This is a genomic window from Neotamlana sedimentorum, from assembly GCF_000943565.1.
GTDB lineage: Bacteria > Bacteroidota > Bacteroidia > Flavobacteriales > Flavobacteriaceae > Neotamlana > Neotamlana sedimentorum.
This window is the reverse complement of the sequence record NZ_JTDW01000002.1, coordinates 414,380-437,270: the sequence shown is the minus strand read 5'-3', so window position 1 is coordinate 437,270 and position 22,891 is coordinate 414,380. Positions and strand designations below refer to the sequence as shown.

25 protein-coding genes and 1 tRNA gene are annotated in these 22,891 nt (G+C 32.5%); 13 read left to right on the top strand and 13 right to left on the bottom strand.

Translation table 11 applies throughout. The features are described from left to right. Nucleotides 1-413 precede the first annotated feature (413 nt). From PW52_RS04270 to PW52_RS04260, 3 genes are all read left to right on the top strand, one after another. Nucleotides 414-1,013 carry a hypothetical protein gene (locus tag PW52_RS04270; protein ID WP_044631667.1) on the top strand — a complete coding sequence of 200 codons (600 nt, stop codon included), beginning with the start codon at nt 414-416 and terminating at the stop codon, nt 1,011-1,013. A 396-nt stretch (nt 1,014-1,409) separates the two neighbouring features. Then, a complete protein-coding gene (locus tag PW52_RS17045) occupies nt 1,410-2,003 on the top strand; it encodes a hypothetical protein (RefSeq protein WP_052823374.1) in 594 nt (197 codons plus the stop codon). 893 nt (nt 2,004-2,896) lie between these two features. After that, complete coding sequence (locus PW52_RS04260; RefSeq protein ID WP_044631666.1) at nt 2,897-3,487, top strand: hypothetical protein; 591 nt, start codon at nt 2,897-2,899, stop codon at nt 3,485-3,487. A gap of 64 nt (nt 3,488-3,551) precedes the next feature. Here PW52_RS04260 and PW52_RS04255 read toward each other — a convergent pair whose 3' ends face one another. Next, nucleotides 3,552-4,625, bottom strand: coding sequence for a PA0069 family radical SAM protein (locus PW52_RS04255; RefSeq protein ID WP_044631665.1), 1,074 nt, complete (start codon nt 4,623-4,625; stop codon nt 3,552-3,554). A gap of 202 nt (nt 4,626-4,827) precedes the next feature. Here PW52_RS04255 and PW52_RS04250 point away from each other — a divergent pair, with 202 nt between their 5' ends. After that, complete coding sequence (locus PW52_RS04250) at nt 4,828-5,256, top strand: phage tail protein (RefSeq protein WP_044631664.1); 429 nt, start codon at nt 4,828-4,830, stop codon at nt 5,254-5,256. A 6-nt stretch (nt 5,257-5,262) separates the two neighbouring features. On the opposite strand, the gene PW52_RS04245 is transcribed toward PW52_RS04250, so the two are convergent. From PW52_RS04245 to PW52_RS04205, 10 genes are all read right to left on the bottom strand, one after another. Beyond that, complete coding sequence (locus PW52_RS04245; RefSeq protein WP_131453970.1) at nt 5,263-5,862, bottom strand: hypothetical protein; 600 nt, start codon at nt 5,860-5,862, stop codon at nt 5,263-5,265. 3 nt (nt 5,863-5,865) lie between these two features. Beyond that, nucleotides 5,866-6,648 carry an enoyl-CoA hydratase/isomerase family protein gene (locus PW52_RS04240; RefSeq protein ID WP_044631662.1) on the bottom strand — a complete coding sequence of 261 codons (783 nt, stop codon included), beginning with the start codon at nt 6,646-6,648 and terminating at the stop codon, nt 5,866-5,868. Between the two features lie 4 nt (nt 6,649-6,652). Further along, nucleotides 6,653-8,065, bottom strand: coding sequence for a sensor histidine kinase (locus PW52_RS04235; protein WP_044631661.1), 1,413 nt, complete (start codon nt 8,063-8,065; stop codon nt 6,653-6,655). 277 nt (nt 8,066-8,342) lie between these two features. After that, complete coding sequence (locus tag PW52_RS04230) at nt 8,343-8,891, bottom strand: CopD family protein (protein ID WP_044631660.1); 549 nt, start codon at nt 8,889-8,891, stop codon at nt 8,343-8,345. 2 nt (nt 8,892-8,893) lie between these two features. Beyond that, nucleotides 8,894-10,246: an MATE family efflux transporter gene (locus PW52_RS04225; protein WP_044631659.1), complete on the bottom strand. Its 1,353-nt coding sequence runs from the start codon at nt 10,244-10,246 to the stop codon at nt 8,894-8,896. Between the two features lie 15 nt (nt 10,247-10,261). After that, complete coding sequence (hemH, locus tag PW52_RS04220) at nt 10,262-11,281, bottom strand: ferrochelatase (protein WP_044631658.1); 1,020 nt, start codon at nt 11,279-11,281, stop codon at nt 10,262-10,264. Nucleotides 11,282-11,318: 37 nt separating this feature from the next. Next, entirely contained in the window at nt 11,319-11,798 is a 480-nt protein-coding gene (locus tag PW52_RS04215) for a hypothetical protein (protein ID WP_131453969.1), read from the bottom strand. Between the two features lie 43 nt (nt 11,799-11,841). Next, entirely contained in the window at nt 11,842-12,549 is a 708-nt protein-coding gene (locus PW52_RS04210) for a ThuA domain-containing protein (protein WP_044631656.1), read from the bottom strand. Between the two features lie 3 nt (nt 12,550-12,552). Continuing rightward, nucleotides 12,553-12,714, bottom strand: coding sequence for a hypothetical protein (locus tag PW52_RS17510; protein ID WP_165586753.1), 162 nt, complete (start codon nt 12,712-12,714; stop codon nt 12,553-12,555). Between the two features lie 6 nt (nt 12,715-12,720). Further along, on the bottom strand, nt 12,721-13,620 hold the full coding sequence (locus tag PW52_RS04205; protein WP_044631704.1) for a helix-turn-helix transcriptional regulator: 900 nt from the start codon (nt 13,618-13,620) through the stop codon (nt 12,721-12,723). A 189-nt stretch (nt 13,621-13,809) separates the two neighbouring features. Between PW52_RS04205 and hemA the strand changes: the two genes are divergently transcribed. The 6 genes from hemA (at nt 13,810) to PW52_RS04180 (ending at nt 19,605) form a co-directional block, all read left to right on the top strand. Continuing rightward, entirely contained in the window at nt 13,810-15,072 is a 1,263-nt protein-coding gene (hemA, locus tag PW52_RS04200; protein WP_044631655.1) for a glutamyl-tRNA reductase, read from the top strand. Further along, a complete protein-coding gene (gene hemC, locus PW52_RS04195) occupies nt 15,065-16,642 on the top strand; it encodes a hydroxymethylbilane synthase (RefSeq protein WP_044631654.1) in 1,578 nt (525 codons plus the stop codon). The genes hemA and hemC overlap by 8 nt, the downstream gene beginning before the upstream one ends. A 114-nt stretch (nt 16,643-16,756) precedes the next feature. After that, entirely contained in the window at nt 16,757-17,074 is a 318-nt protein-coding gene (locus tag PW52_RS17330) for a four helix bundle protein (RefSeq protein ID WP_240475147.1), read from the top strand. Between the two features lie 43 nt (nt 17,075-17,117). Continuing rightward, a complete protein-coding gene (hemE, locus tag PW52_RS04190) occupies nt 17,118-18,143 on the top strand; it encodes a uroporphyrinogen decarboxylase (RefSeq protein ID WP_044631653.1) in 1,026 nt (341 codons plus the stop codon). Between the two features lie 177 nt (nt 18,144-18,320). Continuing rightward, nucleotides 18,321-19,079 (top strand): EI24 domain-containing protein, encoded by a 759-nt coding sequence (locus PW52_RS04185; RefSeq protein WP_044631652.1) that lies wholly within the window; start codon nt 18,321-18,323, stop codon nt 19,077-19,079. Further along, nucleotides 19,069-19,605, top strand: coding sequence for a GNAT family N-acetyltransferase (locus PW52_RS04180; RefSeq protein ID WP_044631651.1), 537 nt, complete (start codon nt 19,069-19,071; stop codon nt 19,603-19,605). Before PW52_RS04185 ends, PW52_RS04180 begins: the two co-directional genes overlap by 11 nt. Before the next feature lie 332 nt (nt 19,606-19,937). Here the strand turns inward: PW52_RS04180 and PW52_RS04175 are convergent. Beyond that, nucleotides 19,938-20,010: transfer RNA gene (locus PW52_RS04175), tRNA-Ala, on the bottom strand. A 46-nt stretch (nt 20,011-20,056) separates the two neighbouring features. After that, a complete protein-coding gene (locus PW52_RS04170) occupies nt 20,057-20,215 on the bottom strand; it encodes a ribbon-helix-helix protein, CopG family (RefSeq protein ID WP_131453968.1) in 159 nt (52 codons plus the stop codon). A gap of 250 nt (nt 20,216-20,465) precedes the next feature. Between PW52_RS04170 and hemF the strand changes: the two genes are divergently transcribed. The 3 genes from hemF to hemB all read left to right on the top strand — a co-directional run bounded on the left by hemF (nt 20,466) and on the right by hemB (nt 22,850). Next, nucleotides 20,466-21,368 carry an oxygen-dependent coproporphyrinogen oxidase gene (gene hemF, locus PW52_RS04165; protein WP_044631649.1) on the top strand — a complete coding sequence of 301 codons (903 nt, stop codon included), beginning with the start codon at nt 20,466-20,468 and terminating at the stop codon, nt 21,366-21,368. Nucleotides 21,369-21,377: 9 nt separating this feature from the next. Beyond that, nucleotides 21,378-21,764 carry a YchJ family protein gene (locus PW52_RS04160; RefSeq protein WP_044631648.1) on the top strand — a complete coding sequence of 129 codons (387 nt, stop codon included), beginning with the start codon at nt 21,378-21,380 and terminating at the stop codon, nt 21,762-21,764. 96 nt (nt 21,765-21,860) lie between these two features. Next, nucleotides 21,861-22,850, top strand: a complete 990-nt coding sequence (hemB, locus tag PW52_RS04155) for a porphobilinogen synthase (protein WP_044631647.1) — start codon at nt 21,861-21,863, stop codon at nt 22,848-22,850. The last annotated feature ends 41 nt before the right edge of the window (nt 22,851-22,891 follow it).

Sequence of the window (22,891 nt, the reverse complement as noted above, 5' to 3'; positions counted from 1 at the left end):
TAAATTATATCGATATAATTTTAATGATAACAGACTTGAAAAAATTGGTGGTAGATTTTTTTAAGTCTATTAAAATAAAAATCGATAAAATATATACTCTAACAGAGTGACAAAATTCATTAATAATTAGTTTAATGTCTTATTTAGTTTAGTTGGTAAAAGTGAGCTGTGGTGGCTCACTTTTTTTTTGTTTAAAATTAATTTAAAAAGCCATCTTCTTTTACAATTCGCTAAGTTACCTATTCAAATTTTACGTTTTAACCGATTTTATGGTCTTTTAACCTCTAGCTATACCATATTAACACACTTAGAATTCCACTGGTAATTTAGCATACAAACCCATTAATATCAATGTTTTGCACCGTTAATCCTACCTATAACTTTGCAGTGTTGAACGTTAATAACTCCAAATCATGAAAAACGTAATTAAAAACACAAAAAAAGGATTCTTAATGGTAACTATGTTTGCTACCTTATTAAGTTTCGCAAATGAGTCTGCTAACTTACCTGTTGTTAAAGATGCTAAAAAAACAATCTTAACTTTGGAAGGTGTAAAAGCCGGAAACCTATTAACTATTCTAGACACAAATGGTGTTGTTCTATATGAAGAACAAATTACCGAAACTGGAAATTACCAAAAAGCATTCGATTTTTCTAAACTTCCAAACGGAGAATATGTTTTCGAATTAAATAAAGACGTAGAAGTTTCTACCATACCTTTTCAAGTAAACAATAAAGAAGTTGTTTTTAATAATAAATTAGAAACTGTAATTCACAAACCTATTGTTCGTACTTCAAAAGATTTAGTTTTTATTAATAAATTATCTTTAGATAAGGCGCCGTTACAAATTGAAGTTTTTTCGGGTTCTGAAGGATCGTTCGAACTTATTCATACAGAAACTATTGAAAATACCGAGCTTATTGAGCGTGTATTTAAATTAAAAAGTTCAAGTAACGTTAACTATAAATTTGTGTTTACTACAAACGGTAAAACATTTACTAAGGTCATATAATTTTAAATAAATTTTAGAATAAAAGAGGGCTGCAATTTGCAGCCTTTTTTTTTGCTACTAACGAGCCATACTTATCTAATTTATATTTAAGATATACATTAAATTTAACCACATTATTAATTTAAATTACGGGCATAATAACAACCATACTATTCATAACTTTTAAACTAAAAAAAACGTTTAGTCTAATAGATACATAGAATAGAGTTATTTCATTTTAACTCACTAAAAAAACACCTTTCGTCGGTTTTTATGGTCATTTAACCCATGATACAACTAAATTAACCTAACCTTAATTTATTAGATAATTTAGCATATAAAGTAATTAATATCAATGTTTTACACCTTAAACTTCTATCATATCTTTGTAGTGTTGAACGTTAATAACACCAAATCATGAAAAACGTAATTAAAAACACAAAAAAAGGATTCTTAATGGTAACTATGTTTGCTACCTTGTTAAGTTTCGCAACAGAACCTGCTAATTTAACTGTTGTTAAAGATGCAAAAAAAACTATCGTAACTTTAGATAGTGTAAAGAAAGGAAATCTATTAACCATTATTGATCAAAATGGTATTGTATTATATAAAGAAGTTATTGCCAAAACTGGTAACTACCAAAAATCTTTCGATTTAACTGCGCTTCCTGATGGAAAATACGTATTTGAACTAGAGAAGGATTTAGAAATTGACACAATGCCTTTTACTGTTACGAATAATCTGGTAACATTTGATAAAGCCAGTGAAAAAGTAACCTACAAACCATTTGTACGCGTTGAAAATAGCGTTGTATTTGTTTCGAAGCTTTCATTAAACGAATCGCCTTTAAAAGTTGAAATTTACTATGGTCAGGATTCTAACCTAGTTTTTTCTGAAAGTATTGAAAACACCAAAAACATTCAAAAAGCATACAAGCTTGCTGGTTTAGGTGAAGGTAACTACAGATTTGTATTTACAACTGAAGGTAAAACCTTTACAGAACAAATTTAATCCCTTTATTTTCTTGATTTTATTAAGAAAGCGGATCATTTTATAAATGATCCGCTTTTTTGTTATAACTATATTACAGCTACCAACACCATCCATAGAATATAGAGTATTTAACTTTTGGGACTACTAAATAACGTAATATTTTGCTAGGAAATTAAATTATAGTAGAAGAAACAATTACTATAGCTGCTACATTACCGTTTATCTTTTCATCTAAAATTATAAATGCTGCAAAGCTTGCATAAATAACTATAAATTATGTATCACTTATAGGTTTAGGTTATTCAAACCTATAATGAATTCTTCACAACAAATAGATTAAATAAAATAATTAGCCTCCAATTATATAACATACATGTTTGGTTTAGTTTCGTTTTCTTCTTATAAATTGTTCAAAGATTAAAAAAATCAAAAACCTTTAAGGTTCTGCGCAACTTAAATTTCGGTATAACTGCATCAGCAACTCTTCAAATATTATATGAAACCATTTTTGTCCTAATCTTATTTCATAATATTTATTTAAAAACAGACTATACTTTATTAATGTAAAGCTTGGGTATATTGTGTTAGGTATTCTTCAGTAAAAATTATTTTAAACTAAATGATGAAGGTAAATCATTTTATGCTTAAAAATGTATTCCGTAGAAAACCAATCTTCATTTAATTATTTAATGCCTTAAGATAAACCTCAAATTATATTTTAAATTGATAAAAATTTCATCAAAAAAATTATGCATTTCATCGGTTTTATGCTCATTTAATCCGAAACTATACCATATTAACAAGCTGCCAATTTTCTTGTTAAAATAGCATAATTATCAATTAATATCATTGTTTTCCCTGTCTCATACCTCCCCTATCTTTGAAGTGTTGAAAGTTAATAACAACATATTATGAAAAACGTAATTAAAAACACAAAAAAAGGATTCTTAATGGTAACAATGTTTGCTACCTTGTTAAGTTTCGCAAACGAGTCTGCTAACGTAATTGTAACTAAAAACGCTAAAAAAACAGTAATCACTTTACAAAGTGTTAAAGAAGGCAACAAGTTAACTATTATTGATGCAAACGGTGTTATTCTATATAAAGAGGTTATTGCCGAAACTGGTAACTACCAAAAAGCATTCGATTTTACATCGCTTCCTGATGGAAATTATACTGTAGAATTAGATAAAGATTTAGAAATTGATACAATGCCTTTCTCTGTATCTGCAAGCGAAGTTGTTTTTAACAATGATAGCAAAACAGTTACTTACAAGCCTTATGCTAGATTAGAAAATGGTGTAGTATATGTTTCAAAATTATCTTTAAATGAAGCTCCTTTAGAAGTAAACATTTATGATGCTAATTCAGATTTAGTTTACTCTGATAACATCGATCACAAGAAAAACATTCAAAAAGCTTATAAGCTTGAAGGATTAGGAAATAACCACTACAAGTTAGTATTTAAAACTGAAGGTAAAATCTTTACCCAAAACATTTAATATTTCACTAATCATATTTCGATATATTGAAAAAGGTTGCCTATTATGGCAACCTTTTTTTATTTTAAAACAGTTTTAGTTGTCCGTTTTTATGCTGCTCAAACAGAGTAGTATTAAGATTGGGCATTTTTTTATTTGCAAAATACTTGCGTTTGGCTAAAGCAATTAGGTTATTTATTTGTTCTGCTATTTTACCTTCACCACGCATGCGATTACCGAAACGCGAATCGTTTAAACTCCCACCATGGCAATCGGCTATTTGATGCAATACTTTTTCGGCCTTATCTGGCATGGTTTTATAAATCCAATCGGTAAAAATATCTCCAATCGCTCCGTTTAACCGCACAATGGTATGACTAATAGACTGTGCTCCATGTTCTGCAACCAATTTAGCTAAAGGCAATATTTCATGATTATTTATTCCAGGGATAATTGGTGCCAGCATAACATTAACTGGAATATTATTTTCGCTTAAAACTTTTACAGTCACTAAACGCTTTTTAATACTAGCCGTTCGCGGTTCTAAAATACGTCGCGTATCTTCAAACTGAGATGTAATAGAAATATTTACAGTCACTAAATTATCTTTTGCAAGTGCTTTTAATACCTCTAAATCACGCAGAATTAAAGCGTTTTTGGTAATTATACCAACCGGGTGTTTATATTTTAAAAACACCTGTAAACACTGCCTTGTAATTTCAAATTCTTTTTCGGCTGGTTGGTAACAATCAGTATTACCAGACATTACAATAGTTTGCGCTTTCCAGGATTTCTTTTTTAAATGGGCTTCTAACAGTTTTGCAGCGTCTTTTTTTACTAAAATTCTTCGCTCAAAATCTAAACCAGCGCTGTAACCCCAATATTCGTGTGTATTACGCGCATAACAGTAAATACAACCGTGTTCGCAACCTTGATACATATTCATAGAATACGCCATACCAACATCGGGACTTTGTACTTTATTTACTATTGTTTTAGGAAATACTGGTAAGTAAAGTGTCTTGTTTTTATCGGCTTTTTCGCCTTCTTTATGACAATATTCTAAGAAATCGTTACGCACTTCATGGCTTAACTCGAAAAACCGATTAGGCGTGTTTTGTTGCGCTCCGCGACCTTTTATGGCAGATTTTGGGTTCAATATTTAAGGGTTTGAGGATTTTTTGGAAAAATTCAGCTTAAAGTTAAGTATTAAAACCGCTAGTAATTGTTAAAGCAAGCGTTGGTTATTAACAAATTGGTAAATTGACTTAAATACACTAAATTTAAGAATTAAACTACTGATAATAAAAAACTTAGTTTTGATTAATCGAATTAATAATATTTTTAATAAAGTAATTTTTATGTCTAAATATCCATTAAGCACAAATAGATTTACTGTTAATTGGGGCGGTAATCGTATAGGCGTTTCAGAAGTAATAGGCCTTTCATTAGAAATTGAACCTATTCAATATACCGAAGGCAGCTTTGTTACAAATGGCCCAATTTTAATGCCTGGACAACAAAAAAAGAATACTATTATTTTAAAACGAGGTGTTATTAAAAACGACAACGACTATTACGATTGGATAAACTCTGCAATAGGAAACACCATTGAGCGTCGAGATATTACCATTTCGCTACTAAATGAAAATAAAGAACCAGAAATAACTTGGAAATTGGCAAACGCTTTTCCTATAAAATTACAATGGAGCGACCTTAAAGCAAGCACAAACGAACCCGCCATGGAAATACTAGAAATTGTATATGAAAATATACATTTGGTAAATTAAAAACACCTACTTCAACTTCTTCTTAAAATACCAAGATAATAAAATTCCTAATTCCTTATAAGCGGCACCTATGCGTAACTCTCTTTTATAAGGTGCTACTTTAGCCTGTATCCTAATGGGAGCTTGTGATTGCCAAACCACGTTTTCAGGATTATTAATTTCGTAAACTTTAAGGGCGACATCAATTTTTGCAGGATGAGACCAACCTACATTATAACCAGGAAATGCCCAAAGCGTTTCAACATGTAAATTATACTTGGCTTTAGGATTATTTTTAACCAAATTAATTTGCCGTTTTTTGGGTAGTGCCTTGTTGATATCTTCGATAAATAAAGGTTCGTAAACGGCTTCTCTGTCGGCAAACCAAGCGTTCTCGAAAACAGCTCCAGAACCAGGCTCATGACTATCTCTTATTTGAGCTTTATCTTTAACAAATTCTGCTTCGGTATCGTAACCATGTACTTTAATACTATCGTAGCTAAAAGTTACTGAGAGTTCTTTTTCTCCAGCTAAAACAGTAATATCTCCACTTAAGGTTTTGATGCGTTGACCATAACTTTGTAACACAAAAACCAGAATACAAATACAACTAATAAAGTACTTCATAAATTATTTTCCTGGAAAATTAGCTTTTCGTTTTTCTAAAAAGGCAGTGGTACCTTCCTTAAAATCATCGCTATCAAAACAAGCACCAAAAGATGCTATTTCTTTAGTAAAACCATTTACACCCGATTTAAAACCAGCATTAACAGCCTCAATAGCTTTACCAATAGCAACTGGAGAATTTCTCATTACTTTTAAACCAATACTTTCACTTAAATTTAGCAATTCTTCTTGAGTAGTAACATGGTTTACAAGACCATAATTTAGTGCTTTGTTAGCGTCAATCATACCTGCAGTCATAATCATTTCCATAGCGCGACCTTTACCAATTAATTGCGGTAACCGTTGTGTGCCGCCATAACCAGGAATAACGCCTAAACTAACTTCTGGTAAGCCCATTTTAGCATTATCACTTGCCACTCTAAAATGGCAAGCCATAGCCAATTCTAGTCCGCCGCCAAGTGCAAAACCATTTACTGCGGCAATTACAGGCGTATTTAGGTTTTCGATAAAATTAAAAAGTAAATCTTGTCCTTTTTGGGCTAATTCGGCACCTTCTTCACCCGAAAAATTAGCAAACTCGCTAATATCGGCACCGGCAACAAAAGCCTTTTCTCCACTACCCGTAACAATAATTACTTGAGTTTCTTTATGAATATTCGCAGCGTTAAACGCCTCATGAAGCTCGCTTATAGTTGCTTTATTTAGTGCATTTAGTTTTTTTGGTCGGTTTATAGTTATGGTTGTTATTCCATTTTTAAAACTCGACAATATGTTATTATAACTCATAATTTTATTCTTTAGGAAAAATGACTGTAAAGGTTGTCCCAATATTTTTTTGGGTTGTAAAATTTATAGTTCCGTTATGGTTTTCTACAATATTTTTTACCATGGCTAAACCAAGTCCCATTCCGCTGGTTTTAGTTGTAAACTTAGGCTCGAACACTTTATCGATATTCTCTTCGGAAATTCCCGAGCCATTATCGGCCACCGTAATTAATACTTGATTTTCGGTTTTAGAAACATTTACTTCTATGCGTCCGGAAACCTCATCTGGAATGGCTTGAATGGCATTTTTAACCAAATTGGTAACGACACGTATAAGTTGTGTTCGGTCTACTTTGGCGATAATTTCGTCTTCTTCGGCAGAAAAATCGATGTAATTTTCGTTAAAAATATCCAAGGCCAATTTTACGATATTAACCACATTAAGTGTTTCGTTTTGTTGCGCTGGCATTTTTGCAAAGTTAGAAAATGCCGAAGCTATAGAACTCATGGTATCGATTTGTTGTATGAGTGTTTTACTGTACTCGTCGACTTTAGTTTGTATTTCGGGATCTTCTGGATTAAACTTACGCTGAAAGTTTTGCACCGTTAATCGCATTGGTGTTAACGGGTTTTTTATTTCGTGCGCCACTTGTTTTGCCATTTCTCTCCAGGCTTGTTCACGCTCACTTTTTGCTAGTTGTATAGCACTTTCTTCAAGATCGTCTATCATACTATTGTATGAGGTTACTAACGTTGAAATTTCTTCACTGGTATCACTTACCTCAATTTTTTGGTTACGCTTCTCTAAACGTGTTGCATTTATTTTATCGCTTATAGTTTTTAATGATTTGGTTATAAATTTAGAAAGCAAAAACGCAATACCAATAGCCATTAACAGAATTAAAAAAAACGCATAACGTAAACGCTCTAAAAACTCATTAAGCTCCATATTTAAGAAATCGTCGCTTTCTAAATATGGTAAATTTAGAATGGCTAACGAATTCGATTTTTTATCTTTAATATAGGTATAGGATGAAAGAAATGTTTCTCCATTTTCTACATTTTTATCTACGTAACGATGCTCTACACCATGAGAAATAGCATTTAAAATTTCTGCATTAATGCACTTATCTTCTTCATTGGGTTTTAAATTTGCTTTGGATGATATAAGTAAACTCCCATCTAAATCGTACAAATTTATTTGAAGTTTATGGACGTGCGCTATACTGTAAACTTCTTCTTTAAAAATGTATGGAATGTTTTCAGTTTTTATTTCCCAAGTGTTTTGTCTTCCATTTAAAACATTCGTAATATGCGTTCGAATATTTTCTTCTTTACGTTCTAATCGATCTGTATGATAATCTTCACTTTGCTCTTTATATTGATATACAACGACTACCGAAATTAATATAGATGCCAATAATACTAAAAGTATCATGGCTATAAATATTCGGGTTCGTAGGGATAATTTTTTTAATTTCAACAGCAAAGCTTTTATTGGTTTTAAAGATAGCAATAATTACACCAAAATTAGTTAAAGCTTATATAAACGATATTGTTTAACATAAACATATTACTGTAAATTTGTAGTGTTGCTGCCCGCGTTAGGGATTGAAATGGCATCCTTTTTTGAGGTACGAGAAAAAGATATAATATAAAGCCCGACCGCGCCTAAAGCGTGGTAACGCCATAAAATATTTTTTTACTATTTATAATTAGGCTTCTGAATTTTTTTCGCGGATTTTTTTATACAATTTAAAGCCTAATATAATTAAAACACCTAAAACTAATATACCTACAATACCCCAAACCCAATTTATAGCACTTTTTAAAATTACTAAAAACACAACAGCGAATAAAATAAAGGTGGCACCCTCGTTCCAAATTCGCATGAAACTTGAGGTTTTTTTACAGGTATCGGTTTGTAATTGTTTGTAAAATTGATGGGTTTTTAAATGATAAATAAAGAGCAAAAAAACGAATGCAAGTTTAACATGCATCCAGGGTTGTTCTAGCCATTGTGGCATAATAATAAGCAACCAAACCGCAAAAAGTGTTGCTAAAATTGCAGATGGCCATGTAATTATAAACCAAAGGCGTTTGGCCATAAGTTTTAGTTGCTTACCTAAAATTTCTTTATCTGGCGAAGGTTTTTGGTTGGCTTCTATTTGATAAACGAATAAACGTGGAATGTAAAACAAACCTGCAAACCATGTAATTACAAAAATTAAATGAAATGATTTTATGTAGTTATAATATTCCATAATTATTCTGTTTTGGCTATTAAATCTCTTCGAATTTCTTGGTTTAAAAAATATGCCGTTACTAATGTTGAAAGCACATCTGCTATTGGAAACGATACCCAAACACCAAACTCGCCGTAAAACTTTGGCAAGATAAAAATTAAAGGAATAAAGAAAAAACCTTGCCGTGTTAGCGTTAATAAAAGTGCTGGTTTTGCTTTACCAATAGCTTGAAAATAAGCCGCACCTATTAGTTGAACGGCTATTATTGGTGTTGCCGCAAACACCCATCGCATAGCATTTGGTGTTTGCTTAATAACCTCTATATCTGTTGTAAACATCTTGGTTATATATTCAGGCAAAGCCATTAATACTATAAAAATTATGGTTGCTAAAACAGATGCATATTTTATTGCTATGTTTATACTATGCCTTACTCGTATATAATTTTTTGCACCATAATTAAACCCTGCTATAGGCAGAAAACCTTGGGTTACCCCTAGAACAGGAAACATTGCAAACATAAGCATACGCCCAACAATAGCATAGGCCGTTACTGAATTTGCACCACCGAGATTAAACAAAATATTATTCATAAGCAAGTAAGTTATACTCACTACAGCTTGCCTTGATAAAGTTACAAAACCTAGAGAGGTAATTTCTTTTACTATACCAAAATTTAAAGTAAAATGCTTGAAATTTATTTTTAACTCGGAGTGCTTAGACAAGAAAAACCATAATAAAAATGAAAATGAAAAACCATAGGACAATGTTGTTGCCCATGCCGCGCCTTGCATTCCCCAACCTAATAAATTTATAAAAGCATAATCTAGAACTAAATTACTTACCGATGGCAACATCATGGCATACATAGCAAACTTAGGTTTCCCTTCTGCACGACTTACGTTGTTACCCATCATGCTTAAAGCCAATATGGGCACTCCATAAAGTACTATTCTGTAATAAACTTTAGCTGGAGCAAAAATATCGCCTTTACCTCCAAATGCTGGAATAATATTGTCGATAAAAAATAAGCCTAGTGTTACTAAGGTTAGTGTTAAGATTAAGGTTAGTGTTATTTGATTACCAAAAGTTAATAAAGCTTTTTCTTTATTATTTGCTCCTAAAGCTCTTGATATTATAGATGAGCCACCAATGCCAATACTCATACCTAAAGCTGCAATAAAAAAAGATACTGGTAATACTACATTTATAGCTGCTATGGCTATGGAACCTATCCAATGTCCTACAAAAATAGTATCTACCAGAATATTTAGCGACATTACCAATATGCCTATTGAGGCGGGAACTGCTTGCCTTATTAAAAGTTTATTTATTGGTAATGTTGCTAAATCTTCAGATTGTATTTTTGGCATTTATGTTTTTTCGGGTTAGGCCTTTGCCCAATTATTTATCCATTTTGCGAGTAAATCTACCCATTCTTGATCGTCATTCAAACACGGAATGGTTGTAAAATTTTCCCCGCCCATTTCATGAAATATTTCTTCGCCTTCCATAGCTATTTCTTCAAGGGTTTCAAGACAATCACTAACAAATGCTGGAGTTGCTATTGCCATATTTTTTACTCCTTTTTTGCCAAAACGCTCTATAGTTCTATCGGTATAAGGTTGTAACCAAGGATCGAAACCTAATCTGGATTGAAATGATGTTGAAAACGTGCCTTCTGCTAGTTCTAACTTTTCGCCCACCAATCGTGTTACTTCAAAACATTGATGTCTGTAACAAAACTCGTGTGCTTTACTAGCGTTTTTACAACAACTACCATCTATTTTACAATGCGATTTTGTTACATCGCTTTTTCGAATATGTCGTTCTGGAACTCCGTGATAAGAAAACAAAAGGTGATCAAATTTTTTCCCTTCTAAATGCTTTTTCATAGAATTGGCTAATACCTCTATATAATCTTCTTTGTTATAAAATGCAGGAAATGATTCTATTTTTAAATTCGGAAAATATGCATGTCGTAATTCTTCGGTTAAAACTGTAATAGTTTCAGTAGTCGCCATAGCAAATTGTGGGTAAAGAGGAAACAAAAGCACTTCGCTTACACCTTTGTCTACTAATTCTTGCAATCCTTTTTTAATAGTCATACTACCGTAACGCATCGCCAATGCTACAGGAAAATCAACTTTTCTTTGCACTTTACTTTGTAATCTTTCTGATAAAACAATTAAAGGAGAGCCCTCGTCCCACCAAATTTTTTGATATGCTGCGGCAGATTGTTTTGGTCTGGTTTTTAAAATAATACCTTTAACTAATGCTGCTCTGGCTATAGTGGGAATGTCTATAACACGCTCATCCATTAAAAACTCACCAAGGTACTTTTTAACATCTTTTGGTGTTGGGCTATCCGGTGAACCTAAATTTACAAGTAAAACTCCTTTTTTCATCTATTTTTTTTACAAATATCTTATGTTTTATACAACCTTAAAGCAAAGTATTATATGAATATGTTACCGTGAAATAAAAATTACTTATGCCCTTTGGCTTATTTATGTACGTAAATCTATGCAACATGGCTTCTTCTAAAACAGCCTGAATTTCTGAAGCGCTTAAAAACACTTGTTCTTTTGGAAAACAAATAGCACAGGCTAAAACATTTTCCCCTGTTTCATCAATAATATAATCTAATTTAAAGTGTATTTCTTTTTCAGCCTTAAAGATATTTTCCTTTTTTTCTGATTTTACCAAATTGAAAAAACTGCTACTAAACCCACTATGGTCGGCATACTTAGCTTTTAAATGCGAAATTTGAAGCTGATTTTTTATAGCTTCAGATTGGTTTTTAAGTTTGTTAGAATACAATTGAAAAACCTCGGTTTCAAATACGGCGGTATTATTTTCTATATAAGTTAATACATGTATTGTTTGTGCCTCTAAATTATGTAAACTTAAGGTTAAACTCAAAACTGCAATTATTTTTAAACTAAAAAATGTTCGCAACATTATTTTATTTCCGATTTAAGCAATAAATAATACCTCCAAGTAAATGATTTAAAAATTTAGGATTAGTATACGATTCTTTAGTATGCCCTAATGCCGTATAAAACATGCGACCTCCATCAAACTCTTGGTACCATGCTATGGGGTGAAAATCGCCGTTTTCTCCACCTTCGTAAGAGTCTTCATCAACTGTTAAAACCACATTAATAGCATCGCTAATGTTTTTAAAATTATACCATTCGTCGTGCTTTACCCAAGTTTCATTTAAATGTTTGGTTGCCTCATGTTCACCATCTTGAACATGCATAGTAGCTTCGCATTGTTTTGGGTGACTTAAAAAGTAAGCGCCAACCAATTTATTATACCAAGGCCAATTAAATTCGGTATCGGTAGCTGCATGAACACCTAAAAAGCTACCACCTTTATTAATGTATTTTTTAAAAGCTTGTTCTTGGCTTTCATTTAAAACATTTTTGGTGGTGTTTAAAAATATAACAAGTTGGTATTCCTTTAAATTTTTATAGGTAAACAAACTCGCATCTTCGGTGTGGAAAACTTCAAACTGGTTTTCACTACCAAGTTTCTTAATTGCTTCTGCTCCTACTTCTATAGATTTATGCCTATAACCATCGGTTTTACTAAATACTAAAACCTTATCGCCGGCATACGATAAAGAGGTAAAACCTATTAAGATTAATAATAAAAATTGTTTCATGTTTTATTTATTTTGTTGTTCTATTTTTTGCTCGTAGTAATATTTTTGGCGTTCGTTTTTGTTTTCGGTATCCTGAAAAATACCACAAGATACACCTTGTTTTACTAACGATTTTCTGTTTGATTCGTTGGCTAATGCTTCAATTTCTGGGGTTAAAAATTTCATAACATACTAATTTAAAGAGGTTACATATTTTTTTGGAGTTGTTCCATACTTCTTTTTAAAGGCTGCAATAAAATGACTTGCCGTACTATATCCAACTTTTAGGCCAACTTCGTTTACATTATCATTTCCGGCTTCAAGTAATTTACGCGCCACTTCCATTTTATAGTCGAATAAAAAACTAAATACAGAATCGCCATAAATTTGTTTAAATCCTTCTTTTAACTTTTTTAAAGTTAATCCTATTTCATCTGCTAATTCTTGCAAACTAGGTGGTTCTGCCATTCTTGCGATAATTATATCTTTTGCTTTTCTAATTTTAATAACATTAGTTTCATCAACTAAAAACGGACACTGTTCTACATCAGCATCTTCACTTCTATTAAAATATAGACTTAGTAATTCGTATGCTTTAGCTTTAAAGTACAAATTTTTAATGCTCTGATTTAAATTATAGTTGATTAACTGATTTAAAACAATTGCCATTGATGGTGAAATTACTCCGTCTTTATAATACTTTTTATCTATATTTTCTTCACTTAAAAAAGTAATATAACCCGCTTCTTGAGAAAATAAACCGTGAAATTTTTTTATTGAAATTAATACCGAAACAATCCAAGAATTGGGATCGGCTTCTAAATTTATTGGTAAATCGCGCTGTGGGTTATAAAGTAGTAATGCATTTTCTGCCAAAATATTTAACGCATAGCGTCCTTGATTAAAAACAAACTTACTACTTCCTTTTAAACAAAAATGAAATTGTATATAATCGCTATCTATATCTTTTACAATATTTTGCGTTTGGTTTTCATCATTTTTATAAGTTAACACAAAAAAACCTTCGTCTACTTTTGTTTCTTCAAAAGTTCTTACAGCGACATTTTTTTTTTGACTTTGAGTGTTATTCATCATTGTATTATTTAGATTTGTTCTAAATAGTTGTATTCAAAACCATTGTATTTACTACAAAAATATGATATTTATCACAGTTTTAAGTAAATTAACCATAAAAAACTCTTAACGATACTAAAAGTTCTTTAAGCGTTATTTTTTGTTAAGGTAAGACTATATTTTTGTTTCCAGAATTTAGGTTTGAGTATGCAGCAGTATAACATTTCGAAAAGTAGTTCCTTTTATGCTATTGGCTTAAGTTACAAAAAGGCCGATGCCGAAGTAAGAGGACATTTTAGCTTAGACGATGAGGCTAAACTAAAATTATTAAAACAAGCTAAAGCTAATACTATTGATAGCCTAATTGTTATTTCTACTTGTAACCGTACTGAAATTTACGGTTTTGCACAACACCCTTACCAACTTATTGAATTACTTTGTAACAACACCCGAGGTACAGTTGAAGAGTTTAGAGAAGTAGCATACATTTATAAAAACCAAGAAGCTATTTCGCACATGTTTCGGGTAGGTTCTGGTTTAGACAGCCAAATTCTAGGAGATTTTGAAATTATTAGTCAGTTAAAAATCTCTGCACGATTATCTAGAAAGCACGACTTACTCAACCCATTTTCAGAGCGTTTAGTAAATGCAATCATTCAAGCCAGTAAACGTATTAAAAATGAAACTGGAATTTCGTCTGGTGCAACATCGGTTTCGTTTGCATCGGTTCAATATATTTTTAATACTGTTGCAGATATTCCTAACAAAAACATTTTACTTTTTGGAACTGGAAAAATAGGAAGAAACACCTGTGAAAACCTTGTAAAACACACTAAGAACGAGCATATTACATTAATTAATCGTACCAAAACTAAAGCCGAAGCAATTGCTGGTAAATTTAATTTAGTAGTTAAAGATTATGCCAATTTACAAGAAGAATTAAGCAAATCGGACATTTTAATTGTGGCCACTGGTGCACAACGCCCAACTATCGATAAATATTTAATTCAGAGTAAAAAGCCATTATTAATTCTCGATTTATCTATACCTAAAAATGTAGATGAAAACGTAAAAGAACTGGATAATGTGACTTTAATTCATTTAGATCATTTATCGAAAATCACAGATCAAACTTTAGAAGCAAGAAAAAAACATATTCCTTTAGCCGAAACTATTATTGAAGATGTTAAAGCAGATTTTAACTCCTGGTTAGAAACCCGAAAATTTGCACCAACAATAAAAGCTTTAAAACACAAGTTAAACGATTTTGCCGTTGCCGAACTCGATGTGCAACGTAAAAAACTATCCGATTTTAACGAAGCCCAAGCCGAATTAATTAGTAATAACATCATTCAAAAAATAACAAACCACTTTGCGCATCATTTAAAAGATGATAATATTTCTACAAACGACAGTTTAGAACTAATTAAAAAAGTGTTTCAACTAGAGCCTTCCACAAAAAATGTCTAAAATTATAAAAATAGGTACCCGCGATAGCGAATTAGCGTTATGGCAGGCCAAAACTGTACAACAACAACTCGAACACTTAGGTTATAAAAGCGAGCTAGTTCCTGTAAAATCTACAGGCGATATTGTACTCGACAAGCCACTTTACGAGCTTGGAATTACTGGTATTTTTACCAAAACTCTAGATATTGCTTTATTAAATAAAGATATAGATATTGCGGTGCATTCTCTAAAAGATGTACCAACCATTTTACCAAAAGGCGTAAAACAAGTCGCTGTTTTAAAACGTGGCAATGTTAACGATACATTGGTTTTTAAAGATAACGAAGAGTTTTTAGGAGCTAAAAATGCAACTATCGCTACCGGAAGTTTACGCAGGCGCGCACAATGGCTAAACCGCTATCCAACCCACAACGTTGTAGATTTACGAGGAAATGTAAACTCAAGACTCGAAAAACTACAAAACAACGATTGGAATGGTGCTATTTTTGCCGCTGCAGGTATTGGCCGAATTGGAATAAGACCAACCGAAGCCATAAATTTAGATTGGATGATTCCTGCGCCCGCACAAGGCGCCATAATGATTGCAGCTCTAGCCGATAACGACTTTGCAGTTGAAGCTTGCAAACAACTTAACGACGAAGAAACCGAAATTTGCACAACCATAGAGCGTGACTTTTTAAACAAATTAGAAGGCGGTTGTACTGCTCCAATAGGTGCTTTAGCAAAAATTAAAAATGAAGAAGTTTCGTTTAAAGGTATTCTTTTAAGTAAAGACGGAAGCAAAAAAATAGAAGTAACACGCGTTGAAAAACTAGGTAAACACCACGATATTGCAACATACGCTTCAAATTATATTATAGAACGCGGTGGTAAACGTTTAATGGACGATATTAAAAACGAAGGCAAGCAAACCAACGTTTATTCAACAAAATCCTTAACCGAAGACCAACGTTTACTTTTTAGTGATGCTATAAAAGCAGAAAGTTCAGATTTTATAAAAACTAACCCCAACCGCATTTTAAAACATGTAATAAAAAACGAAATTGAAAACGTAATAATTACAAGTAAAAACGCTGTTGATGCTTTGCTAACCAACTTTTCGGCACCCGAGTTACAATTCAAAAATATTTATTGTGTTGGTCGTCGCACAAAACGCTTAATTGAAAACAAAATTGGCAAAGTAAAGCACTCCGAAAAAAACGCAAAAGCTTTAGCCGAACATTTAGTTGAATATATTGAAGGCACCGAAGTCACTTACTTTTGTAGCAATTTAAGGCTCGACGATTTACCAAATATTTTAGAAAACAATAATATTAAAGTAAACGAAGTTGAAGCTTACCAAACCAAATTCGATGCTGTAGAGCTTCCAAAATCTGTAAACAGTGTGCTGTTTTTTAGCCCATCGACTGTACAAAGTTACAAGCAAAAAAACGATAACGACATTACAGCGTTTTGCATAGGTGAAACCACCGCAAAAGAAGCTCGAAAACATTTTAAAGAAGTAAAAATAGCCAAAGTACCAACCGTAGAAAGCGTTATCGAGTTGGTGAACAACCACTTTGTGTTGTAGCTCTTAGCTATTAGTTTTTGGCTTTTGGCACAACTACGCACTATAACCAACAGCTAAAGGTAAATAGTTAATAAAATGAGAGATTTTAAAAAACTAGACATATGAAAGAACGGAATCGAACTTGTAAAACAAGTCTATCAATTATCTAACAAATTACCTTCCGAAGAAAAGTTTGGTTTAAAAAGTCAACTTACAAGAGCCGCAGTTTCTGTTCCATCGAATATAGCAGAAGGTTGTAGTAGAAATAGTGAGATTGAATTTAAACGATTTTTAGAAATTGCAATCGGTTCTTTATTTGAAGTAGAAACACAATTAATTATTGCTAAAGAATTAAAATTCCTAAAAGAAAATGAACTTGAAAATAGTTTTACTTTAATTCAAAAAGAAGCAAGAATGATAAATAGCTTAATAAGCAAAATAAAAAATAGTTAATGCTTTTTAGCCAACCGCTAAGAGCCAAAAGCCAAAAACTAACATGATTAAAAACGATTTATTTTTAAGAGCATTAAAAGGAGAAACCGTAGAACGTCCACCCGTATGGATGATGCGTCAAGCAGGTCGCTATCTACCAGAATTCATGGAAATTAAAGCGAAATACGATTTCTTTACACGTTGCCAAACCCCAGAACTTGCTAGTGAAATTACCGTTCAACCTATTCGTCGTTACGGTATGGATGCCGCTATTTTATTCAGCGATATTTTGGTAATTCCGCAAGCCATGAATATTGAGGTGCAAATGAAACCCAATTTTGGCCCGTTTTTACCAAACCCAATTCGTACACAAAAAGATGTAGACAACGTAGTTGTACCAGATGTTACAGTAGAGTTAGACTACGTTTACAAAGCAATAAAAGCCACTAAAGAAAAGCTAAACAACGAAATACCGTTAATAGGTTTTGCAGGTTCACCTTGGACAATTCTTTGCTATTGCGTGCAAGGTCAAGGCAGTAAAAATTTCGATAAAGCCAAAAAATTCTGCTTTACAAACCCTGTTGCGGCACACCAAATGCTGCAAAAAATTACCGACACAACCATTGCCTATTTAAAACAAAAAGTAAAAGCTGGTTGTAACGCCGTACAAGTATTCGATTCTTGGGGCGGTATGCTGTCACCAACCGATTATCAAGAATTTTCTTGGCAATACATACAGCAAATAATCGATGCTTTAAAAGATGAAACACCAGTAATTGCCTTTGGTAAAGGCTGTTGGTTTGCATTAGATGTTATGGCAAAATCTGGAGCTTCTGCCCTTGGTGTAGACTGGACTTGTTCTCCAAAAAATGCACGCTATTTAACCGGCGGGAACATTACACTTCAAGGTAATTTCGATCCAACACGATTGTATTCTTCACCAGAAAAAATAAAAGAAATGGTTACAGAAATGATTAACCAATTTGGTAAAGACAAATACATTGTAAATCTCGGGCACGGTATTTTACCAGATATTCCTCTAGAAAATGCCAAAGCCTTTATAGATGCTGTAAAAAACTATAAAGCCTAAAATAAATTGGGCGTTACCTATTTTTTAAGTAACATTTAGTGCAAATAACAAACTAATAGTTATAAAAAATAGGTCGCGCTTTCGGCAGTCGCTTTTTATTTACTTTTAATAGTAAATAAAAGAGCTTCAACAAATGCCTCAATCGCTAACGCAGATCTATAACTAATTAAAAAAGTTATGATAAAAAATATACTTCAAGGTTTAAAAGGTTATGCAGGTGCTTTCGGCTTAATTTCAAAATTAAAACTCTGGAAATACTTTGCTATTCCCATGTTAATAAGCTTTATAACCTTTATTATTATTTTTGGTTCAGCTTATACGCTTTCGGATAATATTGGGCATTTTATTGCAAAAATCTGGATCTGGAATTGGGGTCACGAAACCTTCACAACCATAAGCGCGTTTATTGGCGGTTTAATTATTGTAGTTATTGGCTTAATTTTGTTTAAACACATTATTATGGCGCTTTCTGCACCATTTATGAGTCCCGTTTCCGAAAAAATTGAAGCACACATTACAGGCAACACAGTGCATTACCATCGTAATACCACCTTTAAAGAACAATTGTGGCGTGGTATTCGAGTAAATGTTAGAAACTTAGGAAAGGAACTGCTATTTACCATGCCTATTTTACTTTTAAAATTTATTCCCGTTGTAAATATTTTTTCAACCGTTTTACTCTTTTTAATGCAAGCCTACTATGCCGGTTTTGGTAATATGGATTATACTTTAGAACGGCATTTTAAATACCAAGAAAGCATTCAGTTTGTTAAAAACAATCGCGGAATAGCCATCGGAAACGGTATTGTATTCCTACTCATTTTACTAATTCCTATATTTGGTTTTGTTCTAGTATTACCGCTTTCTGTAACTGCAGCATCGGTTACAACTATTAATACTTTAAAATCGAAAAACAAACCGCAACATGCTGTATAATTCTACGCTATTTGAAATACATACCATTTCTGAAAAAGATGCTTGGAGCATTTGCGATTTTGTAGCAGCCAACGAAGATAGATTAAAGCGCTATTTTCCATTAACACTAGAGCAAAATTTAACACCAGATTTAGCGCAACTTTTTGTAACAAAAAAAGTAAAAGAGTACAATGCAAAAAAAGAATTCCTATTCACATTAAAACCCAATAATTCTAAAAAAATAATTGGTCTCATCTATTTAAAAGCTCTAAACTGGAATACAAAACAAGGCGAATTTGCATATGCTATCGATTATAATTTTGAAAGTAAAGGCATCATTTCAAAATCCATAAAATTCTTGTCTCAATATGCTTTTCAAGAATTTAAGTTAGAAAACCTTCAAATTATTGTACACCACACCAATATTACAAGTATTAAAGTTGCAGAAAATTGTAAATTTACTTGGATAAAAACACTTGAAAAAGAATACACGCCTCCGGGTGAAAAACCCTTGAATATGGAGTTATATCAATTAAAACCGAAATAGAAAATCCGAAACGATTTCATAAGTAAGACTGAAAAAACCAGTTAAAAATACACGTTGTTGCCAGCTGTATTTTCAGTCACACAAAAAGTTCATTGACATACTGAAACCTTTATTTTTTTAGAGCTTTGGCTAATTGCTGACGTAAGAAAAACTAAAAAATTATAAAAAAGTGTTATTTGTTGAAAATAAATAAAAAAATCTATGAAATACACATATATGCTTAAAATATAACGTTTTTAACATTGTGATTGTCTTAGAAGTCAAATATTTTAGTTAATTTGTAACAACAAAATAAAAAAAAGGAATGAAATTTGATTTCATTCCTTTGATTGAGACCCTGGTCAGATTCGAACTGACGTCTTCCCGGTTGCAACGCGGACGCCTTTACCACTTGGCCACAGGGTCAACATTCATAAAACAAAGCCCTCCAAACGGAAGGCTTTGTTCTTTTTTATAACGCATAGTTGTCGTTTTGTTTTAGATAATTTATAGCTACTGTTTCCATCATGTTGGAAAAGTTACGGTTCTCTTCTTGCGCAATACGCTCAAGTCTTTCAACTATTTCACTACGCAAAGTGATTGTCTTTTTTTCTGTGATTGCTCTGGTCATAATTGTTATATTTATTTCATTCATTTATACTATAAAATTATAAAATATAAGTAAAAAGATTACTGAGTAATCCAAAACCTTATCAACAAGTTTTTAACAATCAGTGTTTTATCCGCAAACAAGCCAAAAAAAGAGTGGAAAAAAATAAAGCGATTTTAGTAAGTCAGTTTATTAAGAATATGTCAGCTATATTGCTGGCAACATTTGATATTAATTAAATAAATCCTTTTGTGCAGAAAACAAAATTTCAATGAAAAACAAATTTTACCAATATATACAAGATTTACAAAATACCATAACCTCTAGTTTAGAAGCTATTGATGGTAAAGCCAAATTTCAAGAAGATATTTGGAAACGACCTGAAGGTGGCGGTGGTCGAACACGAGTTATAGAAAACGGCAACGTTTTTGAAAAAGGCGGTGTAAATATTTCTGGTGTTCATGGTAAACTTCCCGACTCTATGCAGAAATATTTTGGCGTTGAAGATGCCGATTTTTTTGCCTGCGGATTAAGTTTAGTACTACACCCCAAAAACCCCATGGTGCCCACTGTACACGCAAATTGGCGTTACTTCGAAATGTATGATAAAGTAGGAAATATAGTTGACCAATGGTTTGGTGGTGGCCAAGATTTAACACCTTATTATTTATTTGAAGAAGACGCTAAACACTTTCATAAAACTTGTAAAACCGCTTGCGACCAACATAATCCTGAGTTTTACCCAAAATACAAAGCCCGTTGCGACGAATATTTTTATAACGCACACCGCAATGAAGGTCGTGGTATTGGCGGCTTGTTTTTCGATTATTGCAAAGCAACCGACATTATGAATATGCAAGATTGGTATAATTTTGTGACCGAAGTAGGCAATAGTTTCTTAGAGGCTTACGTGCCTATTGTTGAAAAACGTAAAGATTTACCATATACCGAAGCCAATAGAAATTGGCAAGAAATTCGTCGTGGTCGTTATGTAGAATTTAATTTAGTGCACGATAAAGGCACCCTTTTTGGGCTAAAAACAAACGGACGAATAGAAAGTATTTTAATGAGTTTACCTCCTCATGTACAATGGGTTTACAATCATCAACCAGAAGCAGGCAGCGAAGAAGAAAAATTAATTAAAGTATTACAAAATCCTGTAAACTGGGTTTAATTATTAAATATGAATTGCTACTGCGGACAACCAAAAACTTACGCCAACTGCTGCGAACAAGCACACAAAAACATAGAGAAAGCAGAAACTGCCGAACAGCTTATGCGTTCTAGATATTCAGCTTTTGTTACTGCTAATGGCGATTATTTAATGCAGAGTCATCACGCCTCAACCAGACCAATTAAAGAGAAGAAAGCCATTGTAAAATGGGCAAAATCTGTAGAATGGATTAAACTAGATGTTCTAGAAACAACAAAAGGAACAGAAAACGACACCGAAGGCACCGTAACTTTTAAAGCTTATTTTTACGAAAACGGAAAAGTAGATGTAATTCACGAAAAATCGGCTTTTGTAAAAGAAAATAACAAATGGTATTATTTAGGTTTGAGTAAATAATAAACCCAAATAATCCAGATAAATAAAACTAAGTTTTAATAATTAACTTTGTATTTATTAATAGAAAACTTTAAAAACAACTTCACAGATAAAACTATGTACCCATTACGAAGAAATAGAAGATTAAGAACAAACGAGGCTATTCGCAGTTTAGTTCGAGAAACTGTTATAACGCCTAACGATTTTTTAGTACCACTTTTTGTAGTTGAAGGTAAAGGTGTAAAAGACGAAATTGCATCAATGCCCAATTACTTTCGTTATAGTTTAGATTTATTAGAAAAAGAAGTTAAAGAATTATGGAGTTTAGGTCTAAAAGCCGTATTACTTTTTGCAAAAGTTCCAGACAATTTAAAAGACAATAAAGGCACCGAAGCCTTAAACCCAAATGGTTTAATGCAACGCGCGGTTAAAGCCGTAAAAAATGCCTGTCCAGATATGTTGGTAATGACCGATATTGCTCTAGACCCTTACTCTTCAGTTGGTCACGATGGCATTGTACAAAACGGCATGATAATTAACGACGAATCGGCAGAAGTTTTAGCAAAAATGGCCTTAACCCACGCTCAAGCTGGAGCCGATTTTGTGGCACCAAGCGATATGAACGATGGGCGAACTTTAAAAATTCGCGAGTTATTAGAGCAAGAAGGCTTTATAAACACAGGCATTATGGCTTACACCGCTAAATATGCATCATCTTTTTACGGTCCGTTTCGTGATGCTCTAGATTCTGCTCCTGTTGATTTAGTTGATGTACCAAAAGATAAAAAAACCTACCAAATGGATTTTGGTAACAGAATAGAAGCGATTCGTGAAACTTTAATTGATATTGAAGAAGGCGCCGATATTGTAATGGTAAAACCTGGTATTTCATATTTAGATATTCTTCGAGATATTAAAAACGAAGTCGATGTTCCTGTTGCTGTATACCAAGTTTCTGGCGAATATGCTATGATTAAAGCTGCGGCCGAAAAAGGTTGGTTAAACCACGACCAAATTATGTTAGAAACTACAATGGCGTTTAAACGTGCTGGAGCCGATATTATAACAAGTTATTTTGCTAAGGATGTTGTAAAACTGTTGTATTAAAAATTTAAAAACCCTTTAGTAAAAAGCAATCCTGAAGGGTT